22 protein-coding genes and 1 tRNA gene are annotated in these 24,196 nt (G+C 44.2%); 14 read left to right on the forward strand and 9 right to left on the reverse strand.

The genetic code is table 11. The features are described 5' to 3' along the window. The first annotated feature begins 3 nt into the window (after positions 1-3). Positions 4-522, forward strand: a complete 519-nt coding sequence (locus V7S74_RS08320) for a shikimate kinase (protein ID WP_406778297.1) — start codon at positions 4-6, stop codon at positions 520-522. Here V7S74_RS08320 and V7S74_RS08325 read toward each other — a convergent pair. Both V7S74_RS08325 and V7S74_RS08330 read right to left on the reverse strand, forming a co-directional pair. Beyond that, positions 519-2,072: a hypothetical protein gene (locus tag V7S74_RS08325; protein ID WP_406778298.1), complete on the reverse strand. Its 1,554-nt coding sequence runs from the start codon at positions 2,070-2,072 to the stop codon at positions 519-521. The two genes, V7S74_RS08320 and V7S74_RS08325, sit on opposite strands and share 4 nt — an antisense overlap. A gap of 9 nt (positions 2,073-2,081) precedes the next feature. Then, positions 2,082-3,044 (reverse strand): hypothetical protein, encoded by a 963-nt coding sequence (locus tag V7S74_RS08330; protein ID WP_406778299.1) that lies wholly within the window; start codon positions 3,042-3,044, stop codon positions 2,082-2,084. Positions 3,045-3,162: 118 nt separating this feature from the next. On the opposite strand from V7S74_RS08330, the gene proS reads away from it, so the two are divergent. After that, the gene (gene proS / locus V7S74_RS08335; RefSeq protein ID WP_406778300.1) at positions 3,163-4,635 is read left to right on the forward strand and encodes a proline--tRNA ligase; all 1,473 of its coding nucleotides are present in this window, start codon (positions 3,163-3,165) and stop codon (positions 4,633-4,635) included. Here proS and V7S74_RS08340 read toward each other — a convergent pair. Both V7S74_RS08340 and glmM read right to left on the reverse strand, forming a co-directional pair. After that, positions 4,632-5,774, reverse strand: a complete 1,143-nt coding sequence (locus V7S74_RS08340; protein WP_406778301.1) for a cysteine desulfurase family protein — start codon at positions 5,772-5,774, stop codon at positions 4,632-4,634. The genes proS and V7S74_RS08340 overlap by 4 nt on opposite strands. Beyond that, positions 5,775-7,163: a phosphoglucosamine mutase gene (gene glmM, locus V7S74_RS08345; protein WP_406778302.1), complete on the reverse strand. Its 1,389-nt coding sequence runs from the start codon at positions 7,161-7,163 to the stop codon at positions 5,775-5,777. An 83-nt stretch (positions 7,164-7,246) separates the two neighbouring features. Here glmM and V7S74_RS08350 point away from each other — a divergent pair, with 83 nt between their 5' ends. Beyond that, positions 7,247-8,164 carry a sugar phosphate isomerase/epimerase family protein gene (locus tag V7S74_RS08350; protein WP_406778303.1) on the forward strand — a complete coding sequence of 306 codons (918 nt, stop codon included), beginning with the start codon at positions 7,247-7,249 and terminating at the stop codon, positions 8,162-8,164. A 49-nt stretch (positions 8,165-8,213) separates the two neighbouring features. Here the strand turns inward: V7S74_RS08350 and V7S74_RS08355 are convergent. The 4 genes from V7S74_RS08355 to V7S74_RS08370 form a co-directional block, all read right to left on the reverse strand. Then, positions 8,214-8,284, reverse strand: a tRNA-Gln gene (locus V7S74_RS08355). Positions 8,285-8,406: 122 nt separating this feature from the next. Then, positions 8,407-9,288, reverse strand: a complete 882-nt coding sequence (gene fabD, locus V7S74_RS08360) for an ACP S-malonyltransferase (RefSeq protein ID WP_406778304.1) — start codon at positions 9,286-9,288, stop codon at positions 8,407-8,409. 46 nt (positions 9,289-9,334) lie between these two features. Then, positions 9,335-9,670 (reverse strand): thiol-disulfide oxidoreductase DCC family protein, encoded by a 336-nt coding sequence (locus V7S74_RS08365; protein WP_406778305.1) that lies wholly within the window; start codon positions 9,668-9,670, stop codon positions 9,335-9,337. A 1-nt stretch (position 9,671) separates the two neighbouring features. After that, positions 9,672-12,485 carry a T9SS type B sorting domain-containing protein gene (locus V7S74_RS08370; protein WP_406778306.1) on the reverse strand — a complete coding sequence of 938 codons (2,814 nt, stop codon included), beginning with the start codon at positions 12,483-12,485 and terminating at the stop codon, positions 9,672-9,674. Positions 12,486-12,656: 171 nt separating this feature from the next. Between V7S74_RS08370 and V7S74_RS08375 the strand changes: the two genes are divergently transcribed. The 11 genes from V7S74_RS08375 (at position 12,657) to V7S74_RS08425 (ending at position 23,389) form a co-directional block, all read left to right on the forward strand. After that, on the forward strand, positions 12,657-13,322 hold the full coding sequence (locus V7S74_RS08375) for a succinate dehydrogenase cytochrome b subunit (RefSeq protein ID WP_406778307.1): 666 nt from the start codon (positions 12,657-12,659) through the stop codon (positions 13,320-13,322). 21 nt (positions 13,323-13,343) lie between these two features. Further along, positions 13,344-15,323, forward strand: a complete 1,980-nt coding sequence (locus V7S74_RS08380; RefSeq protein WP_406778308.1) for a fumarate reductase/succinate dehydrogenase flavoprotein subunit — start codon at positions 13,344-13,346, stop codon at positions 15,321-15,323. Positions 15,324-15,332: 9 nt separating this feature from the next. Beyond that, entirely contained in the window at positions 15,333-16,091 is a 759-nt protein-coding gene (locus V7S74_RS08385; RefSeq protein ID WP_406778309.1) for a succinate dehydrogenase/fumarate reductase iron-sulfur subunit, read from the forward strand. 48 nt (positions 16,092-16,139) lie between these two features. Next, the gene (locus V7S74_RS08390; protein ID WP_406778788.1) at positions 16,140-16,724 is read left to right on the forward strand and encodes a thymidine kinase; all 585 of its coding nucleotides are present in this window, start codon (positions 16,140-16,142) and stop codon (positions 16,722-16,724) included. Next, on the forward strand, positions 16,711-17,175 hold the full coding sequence (locus tag V7S74_RS08395) for a YkgJ family cysteine cluster protein (RefSeq protein WP_406778310.1): 465 nt from the start codon (positions 16,711-16,713) through the stop codon (positions 17,173-17,175). The genes V7S74_RS08390 and V7S74_RS08395 overlap by 14 nt, the downstream gene beginning before the upstream one ends. A gap of 63 nt (positions 17,176-17,238) precedes the next feature. Then, positions 17,239-18,156, forward strand: coding sequence for an ROK family protein (locus V7S74_RS08400; RefSeq protein WP_406778311.1), 918 nt, complete (start codon positions 17,239-17,241; stop codon positions 18,154-18,156). A gap of 102 nt (positions 18,157-18,258) precedes the next feature. Beyond that, positions 18,259-18,495 (forward strand): acyl carrier protein, encoded by a 237-nt coding sequence (locus V7S74_RS08405; protein ID WP_130895240.1) that lies wholly within the window; start codon positions 18,259-18,261, stop codon positions 18,493-18,495. 118 nt (positions 18,496-18,613) lie between these two features. Continuing rightward, positions 18,614-19,861 (forward strand): beta-ketoacyl-ACP synthase II, encoded by a 1,248-nt coding sequence (gene fabF / locus V7S74_RS08410; protein ID WP_406778312.1) that lies wholly within the window; start codon positions 18,614-18,616, stop codon positions 19,859-19,861. Positions 19,862-19,868: 7 nt separating this feature from the next. Further along, positions 19,869-20,615 carry a ribonuclease III gene (rnc, locus tag V7S74_RS08415; RefSeq protein ID WP_406778313.1) on the forward strand — a complete coding sequence of 249 codons (747 nt, stop codon included), beginning with the start codon at positions 19,869-19,871 and terminating at the stop codon, positions 20,613-20,615. 1 nt (position 20,616) lies between these two features. Continuing rightward, on the forward strand, positions 20,617-21,423 hold the full coding sequence (locus V7S74_RS08420) for a hypothetical protein (protein WP_406778314.1): 807 nt from the start codon (positions 20,617-20,619) through the stop codon (positions 21,421-21,423). 67 nt (positions 21,424-21,490) lie between these two features. Next, positions 21,491-23,389 (forward strand): ComEA family DNA-binding protein, encoded by a 1,899-nt coding sequence (locus V7S74_RS08425; RefSeq protein ID WP_406778315.1) that lies wholly within the window; start codon positions 21,491-21,493, stop codon positions 23,387-23,389. Here the strand turns inward: V7S74_RS08425 and kdsA are convergent. Further along, positions 23,386-24,195, reverse strand: a complete 810-nt coding sequence (gene kdsA / locus V7S74_RS08430) for a 3-deoxy-8-phosphooctulonate synthase (RefSeq protein WP_406778316.1) — start codon at positions 24,193-24,195, stop codon at positions 23,386-23,388. The two genes, V7S74_RS08425 and kdsA, sit on opposite strands and share 4 nt — an antisense overlap. Between the last annotated feature and the right edge of the window lies 1 nt (position 24,196).

A 24,196-nucleotide genomic window follows, 5' to 3' on the forward strand; every position in this document is an offset into this window, starting at 1 on the left:
CGAATGAAGAATATCTATTTAGTGGGAATGCCCTCCTCGGGTAAAAGTACCTTGGGAAAAGAGTTAGCAAAGAATATTGGATACTCCTTTATGGACATGGATAAATTGATTGAAACCCGTGAACAGAAGACGGTTTCTGAGATTTTTTCCAATTTTGGCGAAGCACATTTCCGTGAAATAGAGAAAAAGACCCTTCGTGGATTTCAACCAGATCAATCAATGGTCATCGCTACTGGCGGTGGCGTTCCTTGTTTTAATGATAACATGGACTTCATTAAAGACAATGGAGTTAGTATTTTCTTAAACGTGGATGTAAACGACTTGGCAAAACGTCTATACAAAGCGCAAGGCAATAATCGTCCCTTGTTGGATAAGTCCCAAAGCGAAGAAGTAGTCATCGCCACCATCAAAAAGACTTTTGATGAGCGCCTACCTTTCTACCAAAAAGCAGACATTCAGGTAGATGGTGAGATTACGGTCAGCCAATTGCTTTGGCTATTAGACCAATACCTCCCTGTTTAGAAGTAAATCCCGCCTCCCAGCATAAATTGGGTAGTCGTGATATCTAAAGTGGCAGAACTGAAGTCAGCTGCGTTCTTTAGCGTATACGGCGTGTAGGCATCTTTCTGTGTACGCTGGATGGCCGTTAAATCAAGGTAGAAATTTGATTTACGGTAGCCAATACCTCCTGAAAATTGAAGTGCATTGCGATCGATGGTATCATAGCTAGCAGCATAGCCCCCTCCGAAAAGCGCAGCCCCACCTCGCACACTGAGAGAAGGAGAAATCCGAATTTCAGATCCCACTTTGATATTCAAAGCACCCTCAAAATTACGCGCTATTTGACCATTGTATTTGGTCTGAAAGGCTTGATTAGCTCCCCCACCTAATTCAGCAGAATAGACCTTCATTCCGCCATAACCTACATACTCCAGATCTGCCGTTAAGAAACCCTTCTTAGAGAAGAACAGGGCGAAACCTCCAGAAACCTTCATCGGGCTTAAAAATTGATAGGTAAACTCATTCGTCGTTAATCGCATCGGATTTACTTTCGTAATCGTGATAGGATTACCTGTAGAGCCGATGGCTGGAATCCCGATGACATTTGGAAATAAACGTGCATCGTAGGTTTCGTTCATCTGATCATAATAGGTCGGAGATCTAAAGGCTAGAGACAAACGAAGCGATGGATTCAATTTGTAAATACCCCCTAAACTAAGTGCGATACCAGAACCATTCGTCAGTAACGTTTCCGCGTATTGAAAGCCAGCCACATTTTTCGCCCCTACAAATTCATCTTCCCAGGTGGTAGATGAACTCGATGAGATTTTAGAAAAATGCAACGCTGCCCCTAAGTACAATTGATCCCGATACGTCGCCCCATAGGCAAAATCCCAGGAAGTTAAAGCACCTGAATTAGAGGCTGTACCATATTGATTCGTGGGCAATAAAGGCTGAAAACGCTCGAATGGCGTACCTCCTGTTACGGAATTCGGATTGATCAAATAGGTTTGATAAGCTAAAGCCTCAGCAGAAGACGCAGTCCCCGAATACGAGTCATATTCATCGTCCAAAGTAGCACCGGTTGCTCCTTTGTCATTCGCTTTCTCTATGAAATTATCTAATAGGGAGCTTCGGTTATTTGTTCCTGAAATCTGAATCGGCTGAATAAAGATCGCTTGTCGGGAATAACCAAAACCAAAAGACCCATGCCATTCGCCACCACCCAGATTATTGCTCGAAATCACCATCCCTAGCGTAGGCATCTGAATTTGACTTTCGGAGGCCTCATCTGCGGTAGCTAAATAAGACGATTTAGTTTGAATACCTGTGTAAGCCAGGCTCATATTTACTTCAGAACGAGTGTAAAATCCTAAACCTGCTGGATTACCAGTTAAGGCACTTAAATCAGCCCCTAAAGCGCTCGAAGCACCACCTAATGCCTGCATACGAGCTGTACCCGTCGAGTATGAAGTCGAGAATTGCTTCCCTAAGCTGGGATAGGTGTAGATTTGGGCCACGGCCTGCTGCAGCGCAAAGACGCTGAATAGTAAAATGAATGCTTTTTTCATGATCAATAATTAACGAGGACCGCGACTAGAACCACCTCCGCCACCACCAGAACTCGAACCACCAGAGCTTGGAGAACTGTATGAAGGCGTTGAAGTCGAATTACTACGCTGAGAACCACCTCCATCAACCGGAGCAGCCCGGTATTCATAATTTGAATTACGACGAGGTGCTACATACTGTTGAGAAGATGAACCCGAGTTTGAAGGAACGGATTGCATATTCACACGCGGCAAGTTATTTCCTTGCGTATTATAGGAATTATTACCTCCACGTGGTGAATTAGTGTAATTTCCTCCTGAATTTCGGTTATTCGAACGATCATCACGTGGTCCAAAATTCCGTTTTTCCCGCGTATCATTCGTCATATATTGACCACTATATCCTGTGTAATTTCCGCCTGGTCCATAGTAATTGTAATTCCGGTAGAAGGAATTAAATCCAAATGGGCGATAGAAAGAACTGTAATAGGGGCTATAAAATGGATCAAAAAACGGATTGAATGGGTCGTTAAATGGACTGTAAAATGAATAGGGATTAAAGGCGGAGAAACCCAAACCGATCCCAATACTAAATGGCCTAAAAGGATTGACAAAATAGGAATAAGACGGACTCCAATAATTGAACGGAGTATATCGGTAACCGTATCCTAAATAGGGACTATTAAATAAACCATCTGAAAGACCTTGCTGATAGGCCGATTGATATAAATTAGGATTTACGCGCGTAATCGACTCTTGAGCTAAACCCTCCTCTTCTTCAATCACCTCCACATCGGATTCCTCTAAATCTTGAAAATCAAGGTATTTCTTTTGTTTAGCCGCTTTTGCAGCTTGAACTTTCGCTATTTGAACAGAACGATTCGCCTCATCATATAAATCATCCGAAGCATAAGAAATGGTATTTACATTCACGCAGCTGGAAAGGATTCCAAATCCTACAAGCAATAAATAAGCAAAGGATTGATTTTTCATGGTTTTTAGCGGATGATGTCAATTAAAAGCCTAACAAAACGTATCTTTGCAACGTTCCATTTTACTGATGTAAAGTAAACGAAAAAAGGAACACTTCATTACGATTTTAACATTTTTTATGAGTAAATCCCTACCAAGCCGCGCAGACAATTATTCTGAATGGTATAACGAATTAGTGAAGAGAGCAGATTTAGCGGAAAATTCCGCGGTCAGAGGCTGCATGATCATTAAACCTTATGGCTATTCCATTTGGGAAAAGATGCAACGCGCTTTGGATGATATGTTCAAAGAGACAGGCCATACGAATGCCTATTTCCCCCTTTTCATCCCTAAGTCCTTCCTTTCGAAGGAGGCCTCTCACGTAGAGGGTTTTGCCAAAGAATGTGCGGTTGTTACCCACTACCGTTTAAAAAATGACCCAAATGGTGGCGGCGTGATCGTTGATCCGGATGCGAAATTAGAAGAAGAATTAATTGTTAGACCGACGTCGGAGACGGTGATTTGGTCGTCCTATAAAAACTGGATTCAATCCTACCGTGATTTGCCTTTATTGATTAATCAATGGGCGAATGTGGTGCGTTGGGAGATGCGTACGCGTTTATTCTTGCGTACAGCTGAGTTCCTGTGGCAGGAAGGCCACACGGCACATGCGACGAAAAAAGAAGCGATTGAAGAGACGGAGCAAATGTTAGAGGTCTATGCTGATTTTGCAGAAAACTTCATGGCAATGCCCGTTTTAAAAGGGATTAAAACGGCGAATGAGCGTTTTGCTGGTGCAGATGAAACCTATTGCATCGAAGCAATGATGCAGGATGGAAAGGCGCTTCAAGCGGGTACGTCTCACTTTTTAGGCCAAAACTTTGCCAAAGCCTTCGACGTAAAATTCGTTAACAAGGAAAATCAATTAGACTACGTTTGGGGGACATCTTGGGGCGTTTCAACGCGTTTAATGGGTGCCTTAATTATGGCGCACTCAGATGACCAAGGCCTTGTGTTGCCTCCGAAATTAGCTCCTATCCAAGTTGTGATCGTACCGATCTACAAAGGGGAAGAGCAATTGGAAAATATCAAGGCACGTATTAATCCATTAGTGAAGGCCTTGAAGAAGCGCGGTGTTTCGGTGAAGTTTGACTTTGCTGAGAACCAAAGTCCTGGATTTAAATTTGCTGAATACGAATTAAAAGGGGTTCCCGTTCGTTTAGCGATCGGAAACCGTGATATGGAAAATGGCACGATTGAATTAGCGCGTCGCGATACACGTGAGAAAACGAGTATGCCGTTTGAAGGAATAGAAGACGTGATTGTGGACACTTTGGAAGATATCCAAAAGAACATCTATCAAAAAGCGTTCGACTTCAGAGCAGCGAATACCTTCGAGGTAAATAACTGGGAAGAGTTTACCGCTAAAATCGAAAATGGTGGATTCCTTTCAGCGCACTGGGATGGATTGTCCGAGACGGAAGAAAAGATTAAAGAATTAACAAAAGCAACGATTCGTTGTATCCCTCTGGATGCAAAAGAAGAAGCTGGAAAATGCATCCTAACAGGAGCACCTTCCAGCCGCCGAGTAATCTTTGCTCGCGCCTACTAGGCCACGATTTTTTTCAAAACTTCTAATACCCGATCGATCTCCGTTCGGGTATTATTTTTGCTAAAAGAAAAACGAACCGCCGCACCCGTCGCTGTCGGATTCAAGGCCGATAACACGTGTGAGCCTACGGAAGTACCGCTTGAACAAGCGCTACCACCTGAAGCGGAAATCTTCTCGATATCTAATTGAAATAAAAGCATGTCGCCATCAGCCACGGATGGGAAACGTACATTTAGAACCGTGTAAAGGCTATTTTCTACATCTCCAGAAGCACCGTTAAATGAGATAGCTGGGAACTGTTTTTGTAATCCTTCGATGAAATAGGCTTTCAAGCCTTTGATATAAGCTTCATGTTCTTCCATGGAAGCATAAGCCATTTCTAGGGCTTTGGCGATACCGATCATCCCGTAGACATTCTCTGTGCCCCCACGCTGGTTACGCTCTTGTGCGCCACCGTGCATTAAAGGATGGAACTTAGTTCCTGCTTTTGCATATAAGAATCCGACGCCTTTAGGGCCGTGGAACTTGTGTGCCGCACCTACCATGAAATGTACTTTCAAGGCTGACGCATCGTGTTTGTAGTGACCCATGGTTTGGACGGTATCCGAATGAAATAAGGCGCCGTATTGCTCGCAAAGATCACCCACCGCGTTCAAATCAAGTAAATTCCCAATCTCATTATTGCCGTGCATTAAACTCACGATCGCCTTCTCCGAAGTAGACAATAATTCCTCCAAATGCGCTAAATCAATCCCGCCATCTGCATTCACCCGCACTAATTTCAATTCCGCTAAACCCAGTTTCGCCCAGGCCTCCGCCGTGTGTAAGACTGCATGGTGTTCTAATGGTGAGGTGATAATCACTTTGCATCCGCCGTGCAAAACAGCCGATTGCAACACCGTATTATCGGCTTCCGTTCCACCAGAAGTGAAGAAAATCTCCGAAGGTGAGGCATTCAATAAGGTCGCGATCGTTTTGCGCGCCTTTTCAACTGCCACTTTCGCTTGGCGGCCGTGGGAGTGAATCGACGAGGGATTCGCCGTGAAATGCTCGAAATAGGGCTGCATCTCCGCCCAAACCGCAGGATCCACCGGAGTGGTCGCCGCATTATCTAGGTAAATAGGTGTTTTGTCTGACATCTAGGCTTTCGCAATCTCTTTGATCACGTCTATAATTTGTTGTGCAAGTGTATCTGCTTCGGCCTCCGAAGATGCCTCCGCGTAAATTCGAATGATCGGTTCCGTATTCGATTTGCGTAAATGCACCCAGCGATCTGGGAAATCAATTTTCACGCCATCAATCGTATTCACCTGCTCATTCTTGTATTTTTCAGCGACAGTCGCAAGAATTAAATCAACGTTTAGGTCAGCAGATAATTCGATTTTGTTTTTGGAAATCACATACGCCGGATAGCTGGCACGCAATTCAGAGGCTTTGATGCCTTTGTTTGCCAAATGCGTCAAGAACAATCCGATTCCCACTAGAGAATCACGTCCATAATGCGACTCTGGGAAAATCACGCCTCCGTTTCCTTCGCCACCGATGATTGCATTTACTGCTTTCATCTGCGTCACCACGTTCACCTCTCCTACCGCCGCCGCGAAGTATTCGCCGCCAGCTTTGCGCGTCACATCCGCTAAAGCGCGCGTAGAAGAAAGATTCGAAACTGTATTACCTGGCTTCACGGATAGCACATAATCCGCTACCGCAACGAGTGTATATTCCTCGCCAAAAGGCATTCCATCCTCCGAAATAAAGCAAAGGCGATCCACATCTGGATCCACCACGATACCTAAATCGTAGTTGCCGCCTTTAATTTTGGAAATCATCTCTGTCAAGTTCTCCGGAAGTGGTTCTGGATTATGGCCAAAATGACCTGTCGCCTCCCCAAAAATCACGTCCACGTGCTGAACACCCAAAGCCTTCAACAACATAGGTACCACGATTCCTCCCGTCGAATTCACCGCATCCACTAGGACACGGAAGTTCGCCTTTGCGATCACCGGCTGATTCACCCAACTTAAGCCTAACACGTGATCCACGTGCTGCTGTAGGAAACTAGCGTCTTGCGTTAGCTTACCTAATTTCATCACATCCGCGAAATCAAAGTCTTGATTTTCGGCGATCGTCAATAAGTCTTTGCCATCCTGATCCGAAATAAATTCTCCACGATCATTCAATAATTTCAACGCATTCCATTGTGCCGGATTGTGGCTCGCGGTGATGATGATACCACCTGCCGCTTTCGTCCAGGGCACCGCTAATTCAACTGTGGGGGTCGTAGAAAGACCGATATCTAAGACATCCCAGCCTAAACCGATCAAGGTATTCGCCACTAAGGAACTAACCATCTCACCAGAGATACGCGCATCGCGACCTAATACGATCGAATTCGACGGATGTCCCTTTTTCTTTAACCAGGTGCCATAAGCCGCTGCGAAAGTTACTACATCGATAGGACTTAGACCTTCACCGGGTTTTCCACCGATCGTACCACGTATGCCAGAGATTGATTTTATTAGTGCCAAAGCAAATAAGAATTAGAATGAATAGATGATCAAAATTAAAGAAAATATCCCTATTTTTCGATGAAAATTTAGCTAAACCTATTATGACAAAAATCAGCCGCAGAGAACTTTTGTTCTCCACTGGCACTGCTGCAGGAGCAGCCTTATTGCCCTTCTCTACCTCAGCAGCCCCTAAGTCTCCTAAATTCGAGTTCTCTCTGAACATGAGTACGATTATGGGCCAAAAACTAGGCTTCATCAAAGAACTCGAAATTGCCTCCGCAGCTGGTTATAAACATTGTGAAATTTGGGTGCCTACCCTAGAGGCCTATTTGAAATCAGGAGGCACACTAGTAGAGGCAAAAAAACGCATCAATGACCTAGGGATAAACATCCAAAACGCCATTGGTTTCGCCCAATGGATTGTAGATGATGAGGCGACTCGCAAGCAAGGCGTGGAACAAATGAAACGCGAAATGGGTATGCTAGCCGAATTAGGCTGCTTTCGCACCGCCGCCCCTCCTATGGGCGCCACAAAAGAGGCAGGACTTGACCTTCGTCGTGCTGCAGAACGCTACCGCACCATCCTGGATGTAGGAACCAGCACCGGCGTGACACCGCAACTCGAGATGTGGGGACATTCGAAAAACCTTAACCGCGTGGCTGACGTACTATTCGTGGCAGCTGAAGCCGGCCAAGCGAATGCAAAACTTCTATTAGACGTATTCCACATCTACAAAGGCGAATCCTCTATCGACTGCCTTCACCTTGTGGGTGAAAACTCGATCGACGTCTTCCATGTGAATGATTACGTGACTACGATTAAACCGACCTCCATCACGGATGGCGACCGCATCTACGCAGGCGACGGCGAGGCACCTATCAAGGAAATCATCAAGCGTTTGAAGCCATCTGATAAACCGGTTATCTTATCGCTGGAACTATTCAATAAAGAGCTTTGGGCGCAGGATCCACTAAAGGTGGCGAAGACCGGGCTAGAGAAGATGAAAAGCTTGATTTAGCCATAAAACAAAAAGAGCTCATCTTGCGATGAGCTCTTTTAAAATTCTGTTGACCTACCAGGACTCGAACCTAGAAAACCAGAACCAAAAACTGGTGTGTTACCATTACACCATAGGTCAATTCCAAAATCTGATGCAAAAGTAAGGGCTTAGGCCCAAATTATCAAACGTTCCCAGAAAAATAATTGAATTATTTCCCCCGTTTTTTGCTTAAGCGCTCAAAATCAGCACTTCAAATTCGATTATTCAAATTCAATAGAAGAAACGACCGCCTCCGCGTGAATCTTACGAACAAGACCTTGTAATACTTTACCTGGTCCACATTCGATAAATTCAGTTGCTCCTGCGGCTACCATCGCCTCCACCGACTGTGTCCAACGAACTGCACCCGTTAATTGAGAGATCAAGTTAGCTTTGATTTCGGCTGGATCTTGTGAAGGCTTTGCATTTACGTTTTGGAAGATCGGACAAATAGGACGAACGATTTCTGTTGCCTCGATGGCCGCTGCTAATTCTACACGAGCTGGCTCCATGAAGGGTGAGTGGAAAGCACCACCTACTGGAAGTGGCAATACACGCTTCGCTCCTGCTTCTTTTAATTGAGCACCTACGGCTTCTATTCCTTCAACAGAACCAGAAATCACCACTTGACCTGGGCAGTTAAAGTTCGCCGCTACCACAGAAGGACCATAAGCCTTGCAAATATCCTCGATCGTTGCATCTGGCAAACCTAAAACGGCTGCCATCGTGCTTGGCTCGATTTCGCAAGCTTCTTGCATCGCCAAGGCACGCTTATACACTAAACGTAATCCATCTTGCCAGCTTAAGCCTCCAGCAGCAACTAAGGCAGAAAATTCGCCTAAGGAGTGACCAGCTACCATGGAGGGAGCGAAGTCTTTGCCTAATTTGGCAATCAAAATAGAATGCAAATAAATCGCAGGCTGCGTCACTTTAGTTTGCTTTAATTCTTCGTCCGTTCCCTCGAACATCACAGAAGATAACGAGAAACCAAGTATGGCATCTGCCTCATCGATGATTTGCTTAGCGACTGGAAAATTCGTGTATAAATCCTTCGCCATACCCGGAAACTGCGAACCTTGACCTGGGAAAATATATGCTTTCATAGGAGTAATTTTGTGATTAATTTTTTACAAAGATAGGCCAAAAGCCCTAAATGGCACAATCGTCCACCGATTTACCCCAAAATAATCGATTCTTCGCCACCCAATCATAGCCTTTATCCAAGAGACTAGCAGGCAAAATAAACACTAAACGCAGGGGCTGAAAATACCAATGGGAAAAAGCTAAAATACGAGACAGGGCATCTGACTTCACATAGACCTCAGAACCGACTACCCATTTGATACTATCGATATCCGGCAGCGGAAATTCAGTAAAGGAGGTTTCTGGAATAATCTGCAGATCTCCTGAAACCATACGCCGTAAAACCTTCGAGGCAAAGCGACAAAAACGACATCCCCCATCGATCAAAACGATTCCGTCCATCTTAGCGAACTAGTTCTACCCAGCCTTTTAAACTTTTCGTTTGAGCCGTTTTATCAAATAAATCGAAGACTACATCACAAGTATAGAAGTAGGACGATGCCGCCATCTGAACGCCATTCGAATTCGTTCCATTCCATCCAAAACCAGCTAAAGGTCCCGAGTATTGGTAAATCAATTGACCGTTGCGGTCTACGATCTTCGCATTCACATTTGTCACGAAGCGCGGGCAGCGCATTGGTTTGAAGGTATCATTCAGGCCATCGCCGTTTGGACTAAATAAATTAGGCAAATCAAAAGAAGCACAGTTCTCTACACAAATCTTCGTACTAGGCGTACTCTCCTTGCCTAAGGCACTGACAGCCGTCACGTAATAACATCCTCGATACGAATTCTGTAATATGTGTGAGAAGTTCAAGGTAGACGTGGTGGCTAATAAGGTATAGGGAGACGAGGAGTCTTTGGCATAATAAATCTTATATGACACAATGTCCGGATCGCATACACCTGATACCGTAGGCGTCCAATTCAACTGATTCGTGAAGCTCGTAAACGAACAATCAGCCTTCGCATCTAAGGAGGCACAATCTACCGTATATACTTGAAGCGAAGGAGGACAAGGGAATAAGTCAGACTGCGGAATGCCACAGATGATTTGTGACTTATTAATCAGCTCCATCGCCGGCAAACCAGCCCCATAAGAGCCCAAAGTTTCTACATAATAACAATACGAGGAATCAGTCTTCATCGAAATAGTGAACGTCCCATCCGCCCCGTAACTATCGACTCCGGTGTCGATATACTTAAACGAAGCAGCCGTCGTCACCGGAACATCGGCGATGCGGTTAAAATTACCCGATCCACGTGGCGTCTCCCGGTACACTCGATGCGTTCTGAACTCATTTGTCCAGGGAACAGTAGCTGACCAAGCTAATTTAACTGATGCAATAGCCACCTGGGAGCTCAAACGCACATTCGATGCCGGAGTAGGTGCCTCTAATAAGGTACGAACCCCATTCAAGGTATAATAAAAATCGGTCCGGTAACGGTAAGTCAAAGCCGTCGTGTTCAAACCAGCATCCGTATAAGACGTATCATTCACAGCGGTGCGAATCGAAGCACTGATAGGTGAACCAATGGCACCAAAAGCCCCCGTTCCCACAGCCCGCATTAACTGATAGCTATACGGACCTGGATATTGCAAGGTATCTAATTTCACCGGACGGGTCCAACGCACGAGGTTCTCCCCTGCCGTCGTACTCGTCTTCAAAACAGATACATTCGTCATAATCGGCGACGCACTTGCGATTAAATAACAAGCGGCATTCGACATCGGGCTGAAATCATCTACCCCTTTCGAATTCGTGAAAGCCACCACCAATACATACGAGTAATTGGTATTTTTTACGATGGCATTATCGGTATACGTAGTCGCCGTAATAGGCAATCTAGCTAATTCTGTATAACCTGTTTGCGTCATACCCGTGGTACAAGATGCATTCGTTACCGCATCACAAGCACCTTGCTTTCTATAAAGAATCAAGCTAGCATTAGGAAGTGAACAAGCATAGGAAGTCCACCTTAAAACTATCTGAGTTCCTATCCCGGCAGTAGCCGTCACGTTCTTCACTGCTGGAGCCAGCACCCGAATCTTCCAAATCTTACTGTCCACCAGATTACTCACCCCTGAATTCGTCACTGGAGGAAAATCCTCTGCTTTAAAGAACACATCATAGTCTTCCTTCCGAATGTGCACACAATCCGTTTGCCAGTTAAAAGTACCTACGGCATTCAAACTGGTTTGGCGAGGGGCTGACGTAAATGTGGCATTCGGTGGTTTAACCGCATAAGTAGTATCGATGGCATATACGTTTCCTGTACTCGTAATTGTAATTGGATCTACACGACCCGTTTTTGACACTTGATCAATAGCCGTAATGAGCTGATTGATACGAGTTCCCGCCTGAACACAGACATCCGCAGGCACCGTTAAAATAGGTCCTCGGTTATCTAAGTCCTTCACCTCGATCTGCATATCTCTGACAGTTTCCGATATCTTCACGCCATTTCGCCACTCTTCCACGATGAAGGCGCAATTATACATCCCTACTTCTTGTGGAGATCTCCAGACTAAATCACCCGTTTTCGCATTAATGGTGAAAGAAGACGGCGTGGCAGATACTTCATTCGGTTGCTTGAAATTAGGAGCAATTAAACCTCTTCCGGCCGGATCACACGTCAACTCAGCACCCGTTCTAGATACAGATAAGCGGTAGGCTAGAGAATCCCCTTCCGCATCTACTGCGTTCGAATTGTGAATGAATGGTTGTCCTACCACGGCTGTTAAATCAACTGCGGGATTTAACAAAACTGGTGTTGAATTTAGACCTAGACCCGCATTAATAGAAAAGATGGTTTCCACATAAAAAGGCACATCCACAGACCGGGTGATATTTAAAACGCCATCATTTCGATTAGGAACAGCCACAGAGACTTTATAAAAAAGCGAAGCAGCGGGATAGGTATATTGAATCTTGTAGACGTTTTTCATGGTCCCGTTCCCTAAGTTAATGGGATAACCTGCAGAACGCTTAGCGGATAAAATAGAAGAACCGTCTCCAAAACAGAAGTTGACCGCATTTTGCTCCACATTCGCTCGGTTGTTTTCCGTATAGGTGGTGAGCGTAAACTCGAAGGTTAATGTTTTATCCGAAACCCGTTTTACCGTGATCTCGCCGCCCTTTAAATGGGTTGCCTGCGCCACGAAACTAAAACCGCACAGAAACAGGAAATAGAGGCTTATTCTTTTGTAAAACATAAAACATTTTTGATTAGCTGTAAGTTAAGAAGGCAATTCGTTTTTTTCAAAAAAAATGGATTTTTTACGTTTTAAATTTGATAGAGCGGCGTTTCGATTGTAGTTTTGAATGCTTAAAAAATTCGAACCTGTTCGTTTATTTTTATTTCCTCTTAACAAATACATTTATTTATGGCTTGGTTAGCAAAATCACTTAATTCATCTCTCGGGAAAAAGCTCCTGATGGCCATTACGGGCCTGTTTTTAATTAGCTTCCTGTTAGTTCACTGCAGTTTGAACGCTTTAATCTTCTTAAATGATGGTGGAGCGGCTTTTAACGAAGGTGCAGAGTTCATGGGAACGAACCCAGTTATCCGCACGATGGAGATTGTCTTGTTCGCCGGTTTATTATTACACATTTTTGATGGCTTGCGTCTTTGGTTTGAAAATAAATCAAAGCGTCCTGTGGCCTACGCTAAAGTAGATGGTGCCGCAAACAGTAAGTGGTACTCTCGCTCGATGGGCCTTTTAGGAACTTTATTATTATTGTTCTTAATTCTTCACTTGAAGCATTTCTGGTACTTCTCTCGCTTAACAGAAGGTTTAGAAGACCATACCTTATATGCGGAGATGCAATCGGTTTTCACTAACCCAGTAGTTGTGATTGTGTATGTGTTAGGATGTATTTCTTTAGGATATCACTTATTACACGGTTTCCAAAGTGCTTTCCAATCGATCGGTTGGAATCACCCAAAATATACCCCCACGATTAAAACGATCGGAGCTATTTTCTCTATCGTGATTCCTGCGGTTTTTGCTGCGATGCCAGTAGCATTTTATTTCCATTTAATTCAATAACAGTTCAGCGATTCGATTGATATGACAAAATTAGATGCCAAAATTCCAGAAGGCGCGTTAGCCGACAAATGGACAAAATTTCGTTCCAGCGTTTCTCTAGTAAACCCTGCGAACAAACGTAGCTTAGAAATCATCGTGGTAGGTTCAGGCCTAGCAGGAGCTTCTGCCGCTGCATCGTTAGCTGAATTAGGATATAAAGTAAAAGTATTCTGTTTCCAAGATTCTCCACGTCGTGCGCACTCTATCGCCGCGCAAGGGGGTATCAACGCAGCAAAGAACTACCAAAACGATGGTGACTCAGTTTACCGTTTATTCTACGATACGATTAAAGGGGGTGACTACCGTGCGCGTGAAGCGAACGTTCACCGTCTAGCTGAAGTATCTGGAAGCATTATTGACCAATGCGTGGCACAAGGAGTTCCTTTCGCTCGTGAGTATGGTGGATTGCTTTCTAACCGTTCATTCGGTGGTACACAAGTACAACGTACGTTCTACGCAGCCGGCCAAACAGGTCAGCAGTTGTTATTAGGTGCTTATTCTTCTTTGCAACGCCAAGTGGGAATGGGTAACGTAAAAATGTACACACGTCACGAAATGCTGGATGTCGTTACGATCGACGGCAAAGCACGTGGTATTATCGCTCGTGATTCTGTTACAGGTGCTTTAGAGCGTCACTTCGGACACGCCGTATTGCTTTGTACAGGTGGGTACGGAAACGTATTCTACCTATCTACGAACGCGATGGGATCGAACGTAACAGCGGCTTGGAAAGCACACAAAAAAGGCGCATTCTTCGCTAACCCTTGTTACACACAGATTCACCCGACGTGTATCCCGGTATCAGGTGATCACCAGTCGAAATTAACATTGATGTCTGAGTCTTTACGTAATGATGGTCGTATTTGGGTTCCTAAGAAACAAAACGATAACCGCAAAGCGAACGAGATTCCAGAAGACGAAAGAGATTACTACTTAGAGCGTCGCTACCCTGCGTTCGGTAACTTAGTACCACGTGACATCGCGTCTCGTGCGGCTAAAGAACGTTGTGATGCAGGTTATGGCGTAGGTGCTTCTAAAATGGCGGTTTACCTAGATTACGCAGCGGCGATTGTTCGTTACGGTAAGGGTGAGGCGAATAAAAACAATATGCACAATCCATCAGATGAAGAGATTCAAGCGATGGGTAAGGCAGTCGTAAAAGAGAAATACGGTAACTTGTTTGATATGTACAAGCAAATTACGGGAGAAGATCCTTACGAAGTGCCTATGCGTATTTATCCAGCGGTTCACTACACCATGGGTGGACTTTGGGTTGATTACAACTTGATGACTACGGTTCCTGGTTTATACGCTTTAGGAGAGGCTAACTTCTCTGATCACGGAGCAAACCGTTTAGGAGCCTCTGCCTTGATGCAAGGTTTAGCGGATGGTTATTTCGTGATTCCTTATACAATCGGTGCATACTTAGCATCTGAGATTCGCACGCCAGCGATGTCAACGGATTCAGAAGATTTCGTAGCAGCAGAAAAAGCAGTGCGTGATCGTCTAGAAACTTTAATGAACATCAAAGGTTCAAAGCCAGTTGATTATTTCCACAAGCGTTTAGGTAAAATCATGTGGGATGAGTGTGGTATGGCTCGTAGCGCAGAAGGTTTGAAAGCTTCTATCAAGGAAATTCAAGCATTGCAGAAAGAGTTCTGGTCGGATGTGAAGATTCCAGGTGAAATCGATAACCTTAACCCTGAATTAGAAAAAGCTGGCCGTGTGGCTGACTTCTTAGAATTAGGCGAGTTAATGTGTATTGATGCCTTAGATCGCAACGAAAGTTGTGGTGGTCACTTCCGTACGGAATACCAAACTGAAGACGGGGAAGCCCTTCGTGATGACGAGAACTACGCTTACGTAGCTGCTTGGGAGTACGAAAAACAATCGACTTTCAAACTTCACAAAGAAGAATTGAAATACGAAAACATCAAAATTGCTCAAAGATCTTATAAATAATTCGATACAATGGAAGGACATTTAAACCTGACACTCAAAATTTGGAGACAAAAAAATGCAAGCGTAGCTGGTAAGTTTGAAACCTACCAAGTAAGCGGCATCTCCACAGATATGTCATTTTTGGAAATGATTGACGTGTTAAACAACCGTTTGATCGAAGAAGGAGATGATCCGGTAGCATTTGACCACGATTGCCGTGAAGGTATCTGCGGGATGTGCTCAATGTACATTAACGGTCGTCCTCACGGTCCTAACCGCGGCGTAACGACTTGTCAATTGCACATGCGTTCATTCCAAGATGGCGAAACAATTACGGTGGAGCCTTGGAGAGCAAGTGCATTCCCAGTAATCAAAGACTTAGTGGTGAATCGTTCTGCTTTTGACCGTATTATTGCGGCAGGTGGATTCGTTTCTGTGAATACAGGTAACGCGCAAGATGCAAATTCACTTCCTATCCCGAAAGACAATGCAGATGAGGCTTTTGCAGCAGCGGCTTGTATCGGTTGTGGAGCTTGCGTAGCAGCTTGCAAGAATGCTTCAGCGATGTTGTTTACATCTGCTAAAGTATCTCAATTAGCTTTATTACCTCAAGGTCAAGTGGAAGCAGCTACTCGCGCACAAGCGATGGTGGCTCAGATGGATGAAGAAGGATTTGGAGCTTGCTCTAACACGGGTGCTTGCGAGGCTGAATGCCCTAAAGGCATCTCAATTGAGAACATCGCTCGCATGAACCGCGAATATTTCTCGGCGACATTCTCGTCTAAATAATTTTCAATTAATGGCCCCTGAGTGCAAATTCAGGGGCTTTTTACGCCCTTGTTTTTAGAACCCAATCTTTTTAAATCCACCGAACGCAAGGCTCCAGCTGGCTGGATTGAAGTCGTGTGCGGATCCATGTTCTCTGGTAAGACGGAGGAATTGATTCGCCGCCTCAAGCGTGCTAAAATCGCCCAAATGCGTGTCGAAATCTTCAAACCCGTGGCAGACACGCGCTACCACGACGAAGATATCGTTTCGCATAACCAAAATTCCATCCGCTCCACTCCCGTCCATAATTCAGGTGAAATTCTGCTATTGGCTGGCGATTGCGATGTCATAGGTTTAGATGAGGTACAATTCTTCGATGAAAATATCGTCGAAGTATGCGATGCCTTAGCAAATCAAGGTAAGCGAATCATCGTGGCGGGATTGGATATGGACTTTAAGGGAAATCCTTTTGGGCCTATGCCGCGTTTAATGGCGATTGCTGAATTCGTCACGAAAGTACACGCCGTTTGCGTGAACTGTGGAGCAGCGGCTCATTATTCATATCGCAAGGTAGAACAACAACAAACCGTCTTATTAGGCGAAACAGAATCCTACGAGGCTAGATGCCGTTCCTGCTTCCATGGCGAAAACTAAAGATCCCTCCTTCCGGAAATTAATTCAGAAACTAGTTGCTCGAAAACCGAAGAATCTAGACCAGCAATTTTTGCAGGCGCATGAGGAGGTATTTAAAAAGACCGATTGCTTAACCTGTGGGAATTGTTGTCGTACTACGAGTCCGATGTGGAATGACACCGATATTCAGCGGGTTTCTCATCTGTTTAGAATGAAAACATCTGCCTTTTTGGACGAATATTTAGTTCAAGATTCCGATGGAGACTGGGTTTACCCAAAAGCCCCGTGCCCTTTCTTAGACCTACATGATAACAAGTGTGGTATTTATGACCACCGCCCCAAAGCCTGCCGCGAATACCCGCACACCGATCGCAAAAACATCATGGGCATTCTAGGCTTAACGCAGAAAAACGCGCTCATCTGCCCTGCAGTCACACAAATCCTGGAAAAAATCGAGCAAATTTATAATTGAGCCTGTTTTGATTTGAAATTCACGGCAAAAATCGTCAATTTCGTAACTCAATAAATCAAAATTATGGCAGCAGCAGAATACTTAGGAATCGATGTAGGTGGAACAGGTGTAAAAATGGGCATTGTCCATGCAGACACCGGTCAAATCAACAATTTTCAAAGTTATGACACTGCTACTTGGAGAGAATCCCACCACTTTTTAGAGCGTCTTGCGGATGCAATTGCCTTGCAATTGTACCAGCACAAGAATGTAAAGAAAGTAGGCATTGGTCTTCCGGGCATCTTAACAAAAGACCGCCGTACCTTAATTGAGATCACGGCTATCCCTGAAATTGATGGTGCACCTATGATTGAGATGCTTGAAAAGCGTTTCCCTGAGCACGCATTTTTCATGGAAAATGATGCTAACGCAGCTGCATTAGGCGAATTTTACTTCTCTCCAGAGAAGGCAAGTATGCCAGAAGACTTTGTTTTCATTACCTTGGGAACAGGTGTAGGTGGAGCGGCGGTTATCGATCGTAAAATCTTCTTAGGTGGCGATGGCAATGCGATGGAACCAGGTCACGTCCCTTCACGTGATGGAAAAGTTTTAGAGCGTAATGTGGGTAAAAAAGAGTTATTGCACATGGCAACAGCTATGCGTGCAGCCTATACAGGTAAAACCTCTCTTCCTGCCGATGGAACTATTTCTACGACTGCCTTAGTAGTAGGTGCAGAAGAAGGTGATGAGTTAGCGCTGGCGATTTGGAATGAAGTAGGCACGATGTTAGGCGATATGTTAGTTTCACTTATTCGCATCCTAGATATCAAGAATATCTTCATAGGTGGCGGATTATCAGCCTCTTACGACTTCATTTTACCAAGCATGGAGAAGCAATTAAATTACTGGTTAACACCGGCTTATTTAGAAAAATTAACCATTAAAAAAGCCTTATTAGGCAACGATGCGGGGCTTTTAGGGGCAGCATCGCTGTGTTTTTAGGACAAACAACCCAGAACAAACCAATTAGAATTGAATTTGTTTGATAAATTCAACTTTAATTCTAATCTTTGCATCGTTTTTGAACCCCAAAATAATATTAAAATGTCAGATATTGCAGAAAAAGTAAAAAGCATCATCGTTGAAAAATTAGGTGTAGAAGCATCAGAAGTTACTCCTGAGGCATCTTTCACAAATGATTTGGGAGCTGACTCTCTAGATACGGTTGAGTTAATCATGGAATTCGAAAAAGAATTCTCTGTTTCTATCCCAGATGATCAAGCGGAGAATATCCAAACAGTAGGCCAAGCTATTACTTATTTGGAAGAGAACGCAAAGTAATCGAAGCAACCATAAAAATTATGTCAATTAGTTAACAGTAATCAGGTGGATTTTTCCATGGGATTTCTCGGACTGATTGACATTTTTTATTTAAAGTAGATTCATAAAAAATACGAATATGGAGTTAAAACGAGTAGTAGTCACGGGCTTAGGTGCCCTAACCCCCATCGGGAATACCGTTAGTGAATATTGGGATGGATTAAAGAACGGCGTGAGCGGTTGTGGTCCTATCACTAAATTCGATGCGGAAAAATTCAGAACTCGTTTTGCTTGTGAATTAAAGAACTTCAAGGTAGAAGATTTTATTAATGCCAAAGAAGCTCGCAAAATGGATCCATTCACACAATACGCTGTCGTAGCCGCTGATGAAGCGATTGCTGACGCGAATTTTGACATGGAAACATTAAATAAAAACAAAGTAGGCGTTATCTGGGGATCAGGTATTGGTGGTTTGAAGACTTTCGAGGACGAAATGATTTATTTCGGACAAGGAGACGGAACACCGAAAATCAATCCTTTCTTTATCCCTAAGATGATCGCTGATTCATCATCAGGCCAAATCTCCATCCGTAATGGCTTCCGTGGCCCTAATTACGTAACGGTTTCGGCTTGTTCATCTGCAAACAACGCGATTATTGATGCCTTCAACTACATCCGTACCGGACGTATTAACGTGTGTGTAACGGGTGGATCTGAAGCGCCAGTGACGATCGCCTCTGTAGGTGGTTTTACGGCGATGCACGCGATGTCTACTAGAAACGATGATCCAGCTACAGCTTCACGTCCATACGATGTGGATCGCGATGGTTTCGTGGTAGGTGAAGGGGCAGGTGCCTTGATTTTAGAAGAATACGAGCACGCAAAAGCACGCGGCGCGAAAATATATGCGGAATTAATCGGTGGAGGTTTCTCTTCTGATGCACACCACATTACAGCTCCACACCCAGAGGGTTATGGTGCTTTATTATCAATGATAGATGCATTAGAAGATGCAAACATCAAGCCAGAAGAAGTAGATTACGTGAATACACACGGTACTTCGACTCCGATCGGTGATCCTCAAGAAATTAAAGCCATCGTTGATTGTTTCGGTGAGCACGCCTATAAATTAGCGATCTCTTCAACGAAGTCGATGACAGGTCACTTATTAGGTGGTGCAGGTGCTGTCGAAGCAGTAGCGTCTGTATTAGCGATTCAACACCAATTCGTACCTCCTACGATAAACGTATTTAACCGCGATCCAGAAATCGATCAACGCATCGACTTAACGGAGAATGTGGGTAAGGCACGTAAAATTGACGTCGCATTGAGCAACGGATTTGGTTTCGGTGGTCACAATGCAACCGTTATTTTCAGAAAAATCTAAGAAAAATATGGCCGTAAAATCTCTCCTAAACTGGTTAGATCCGATTCGACTAGACGAGCGAGAGAAATTCTTAAAGAAATCGGTCAAGCATCTTATAGGGGCTAGTCCGAGTAATTTAACCTTATATCGACTAGCCTTTTTACACGCTTCAGCCTCGAAGGAGAGTATCTCTCAGAACTACAAGGAGTCAAACGAGCGCCTGGAATTCTTAGGCGATTCCGTTTTAGGTATGATTACGGCGACGTATTTGTTCCAAAAATTCCCCTTCAAAGACGAAGGTTTCTTAACAGAAATCCGCTCTAGAATGGTCAGCCGCGAATCTTTGAACGTAATTGGCCGCAAATTAGGCTTAGAAGAGGTCATCGAATTCGAAGTCCAACGCAAAACATCCATGTCCCGTACTTCCATGTATGGAGACGCGCTAGAGGCCTTCATTGGGGCCGTGTATTTAGATAAAGGTTTTGCCTTTACCCAAAACTTCATCATTAAAAAAATCCTAACACAATACTTTGACTTAGAAGCCGTTGTACAAAACAACCCGAACTTCAAATCAATGCTAATTGAATGGGCACAGAAAGAAGGCAAAAAAGTGGCTTTCGAACTGGACCAAGAAGGCGAGCACCATAACCGTGAATTTACCGCTTTGGTGATGCTAGACGGCGAAAAAATCTCGGAAGGAAAAGGCTACTCTAAGAAAAAAGCGGAACAAACCGCTGCTCGAATGGCTTGTGAAATACTAGAAATTAAATCATAACATGGCAACACCGAATATCTTCTTGCACTACTGGAATGATTCAGCAGAGTCGATCACATTTCAAGAGGTATTAGCCTGGGAAGTTCCCACTCCCATCGTTGAAGCTATTCAAATTGAACTATTAGCACAGCTCAACTCATCTCAAGCGGCTCAAGCTTTCCCTAATTTCCCTTGGGCAAGCCCGCGTTTTGAAGAAAAGTGGGCGGGCATTGCCCAAACCTTATTGTACCAAGTAGCTCTTCCGGAATTTATTTGGGTTTCCTGGATTGAAAGTTTTTCAATATCTACAGAAGAGATTGCTCAGCCTAGTTTTGCAGATCTATTGAATTCGTATGATTCAGCAGATGCCCCAGTGTTTGAAGAGCCTGTGGACTACCCTTCCACCGAAACACCCACTGAGCCAGTGGACTACCCAGCCGCCGAAACGCCAGCGGAGCCTTTCGATTTATTAAAAAGCGAAGTGTATTTCGAGGCTCCAGAAAGCCTAGAAGATTCTACAGAGGAGGAATTCACCCGACTGAAAGATCTATTAAGTGGATCATCTGACTCGTTGAAGGCCAAAGTCGAATCACAAATGACCCAGCGTATCGCAGATACCATCCCTTTGCACCAACGTATTAAATTCATTCAGGAATTATTCCAAGGTGATGTGGAACAATTGGAGTCCTTAATCCAGTATATCGATCATGAGGCAGAAGCCACAACCTGGGCTTCAGAGCTAATGAATCGCTACCAAGCTTACCGAGCGGCTGAAAACGAAGCCATTTGGGAGGAACTTCATACCATTATCGAACGAAAATTCAACTAAGTGATTTTCATTATCAGTTTTTAAAATCTGAATCCTAAAGCTCCGACGTAATTTCAAGAAAAAACACTTGAAAACGATCCTGCTTTTGCTCTGCTCCTTTCTAGCCATTTCCCAAATCCCCACCCAGGAGGAAGAAGAAAAGCAATCCAGTTTCGATTACTACCTCGCTAATCCACTGAACATCAATTTAGTAAGCGAACAGGAAATGCAATCCTCCCTCCTTTTCAATTCCATACAAATCGCTGATTTCATCGCCTATCGAAAGCAAATAGGCACCTTCCAATCCATCTTAGAATTACAAACCATCCCCTCTTGGGACCTAGAGTTCCTACGAAGAACCCAAGACTATCTAATTTGTAGCTTAACAACCCCTCGCTGGTGGAAACTTAGTTCTTCTACCCACCAAATCTTGTTTAAAACAGATTGGACAGCCGAAACCAAGAAAGGCTTCACGGATCCCGACTTAAAGAGCCGAGTTCGGTATGTAGGCGATCGAACAAACCAAACGCTCCGTTACCGCGGCCAACTCAATTCAAACCTACGGTTGGGCTTTTTGCTTCAAAAAGATGCCGGAGAAAAGAACCTCAGCGACTTCAGTAGTGGCTTCATTGAATTTAAATCGAAAAGTAGAGTCGAAAAAATCATTTTTGGGGACTTTGTGAATCAGTGGGGACAAGGACTAGTCCAATCTGGCGGATTCTCACTAGGCAAGAGTTTTGAGAGCATAAAGGCTACCCAAAAATTCCATCTAGGCGGACTAGCCTACAGCTCAAGTACAGAATATGGCTTTTACCGAGGAATCAACATAACCTTTAAACTCATCGAATACCTGCGCATACAAGCCTTCGCGTCCCTTAGAAACCTCGATGCAACCACTGGAACTGACTCTCTTGGCCAGCCATTTCTTCGCTCTCGAGTAGAGGATGGATTTCACCGAACCACCTCCGAAATCGGCCACAAAAATGCGATGCAGGAAAGAACTCTGGGAGCGAACCTCGTTTATTCCGCTCGGAAAATTCCCCTCGTACTTCAATTGAATTCCGTATTTACGCATTGGTCATTGCCTAAACCGGAGGGATCAGGCTATAAAAAAGCGGAATGGTCAGGCCAAACATTGAGAAATTATTCCGTCAGTTTCCAATACCCTTTCAGAAACATTCGACTGGTGGGAGAATTCGCTTATGCGGGAGAACATCGCTATTCTATTTTGCAATCTGGAGCCACCTCACTCTCGAAGAAAGCAGATCTATCTTATCTATTTAGGCTATATTCCTCCGGCTATTTTAGCCCAACTTCCAATGGCCTATCTGAAAACGCAGAGAATTTAAACGAAACAGGCCTATTCCTGGGCCATAGTTATCAAATAAATAGACAGTGGAGACTTAGTTCATTTGTAGATTATTTTCACTTTCCTGGGCCGAAATACCAGGTCTCTCAGCCCAATACCTCCGGCTGGGAGATCTTATCCAGGCTAATTTGGGATAAGCGACATAGGGCTAGAGGATTTATCCAGGGAAAATGGACCCGAAAGGAGGATAAAGATTTACTTCAGATCAGTTTGGATGGGCATTATGTGGCCATTAAATCCTGGGATTTTCATCTCAGACTTATGGCTACTCAAACAGGAAACGAAAAAGGCTATTTATTGCTTCAAGATACGAAATGGGATCGTGGGAAATGGGGGATTCAATATCGTTTGGTTTGGGTGAATTCTCCCTCCTATGACACGAGGCTTTATGCCTATGAACCGGGAGTGCCCAGTTCGTTTCTACTTCCTGCCTATTTCGGGAAGGCATGGAAAACAAATCTAGTAGTTATTTACCAAGGGAACCGAGAAATACAACTTGCCCTGAAATGGGCACGTATCAACTACACCGATCGAACGGAAATAGGTACCAGCCTTGACCTCATCGAAGGCGATCAAAAAACGGATATCACCTTACAAATGATCTACAAAATGCATTAAACAATCGCTTCTCTAACGCGCAATAATTTCTCTAATAGACCTTCTAATTGATCCAAAGGCAACATATTGGCTCCATCAGATTTAGCTACGGAAGGATTTGGGTGAGTTTCGATGAAGATACCATCCGCACCTACCGCGATTGCTGCTTTGGCAATTGTTTCTATTAAAGCCGGTTGACCGCCAGTAACACCCGTTGTTTGATTTGGGCGTTGTAAAGAGTGTGTACAATCCATAATGACCGGAACATGCAGAGCCGACATCTCCGGAAGATTACGGTAATCCACGACTAAGTCACCATAACCAAAAGAATTTCCCCGATCGGTTAAGTAAACCACCGCGTCTGGATTTTCGTGCAATACCTTCTCTACTGCGAAGCGCATGGATGCGCCAGACATGAATTGTCCTTTCTTGATATTGACCGCTTTGCCCGTTTGAGCAGCTGCGGCTAATAAATCCGTTTGACGGCAAAGGAAAGCGGGAATTTGTAATACGTCCACATAAGCTGCTGCCATAGCTGCTTCGGAGCTTTCGTGGATATCCGTAACCGTAGGCAAGGAATAGTGTTTTCCCACCGCTTGAAGAATTTCCAACGCTTTGATATCACCAATTCCAGTAAAGGAATCAATTTTTGTCCGGTTAGCTTTGCGATAGGAACCTTTGAAAATATAGGGGATTCCCATGGCCTTCGTCAGACCATCGATTTTCTCCGCAATTTCAAAAGCAAGGTCATTGCTCTCTATCGCGCAAGATCCTGCCATCAAAAAGAAGGGGCCTTTTCCTAAATTTTCTAAAGTCGGTAATGTCATG

This window comes from Aquirufa novilacunae, from assembly GCF_045310505.1.
GTDB lineage: Bacteria > Bacteroidota > Bacteroidia > Cytophagales > Spirosomataceae > Aquirufa > Aquirufa novilacunae.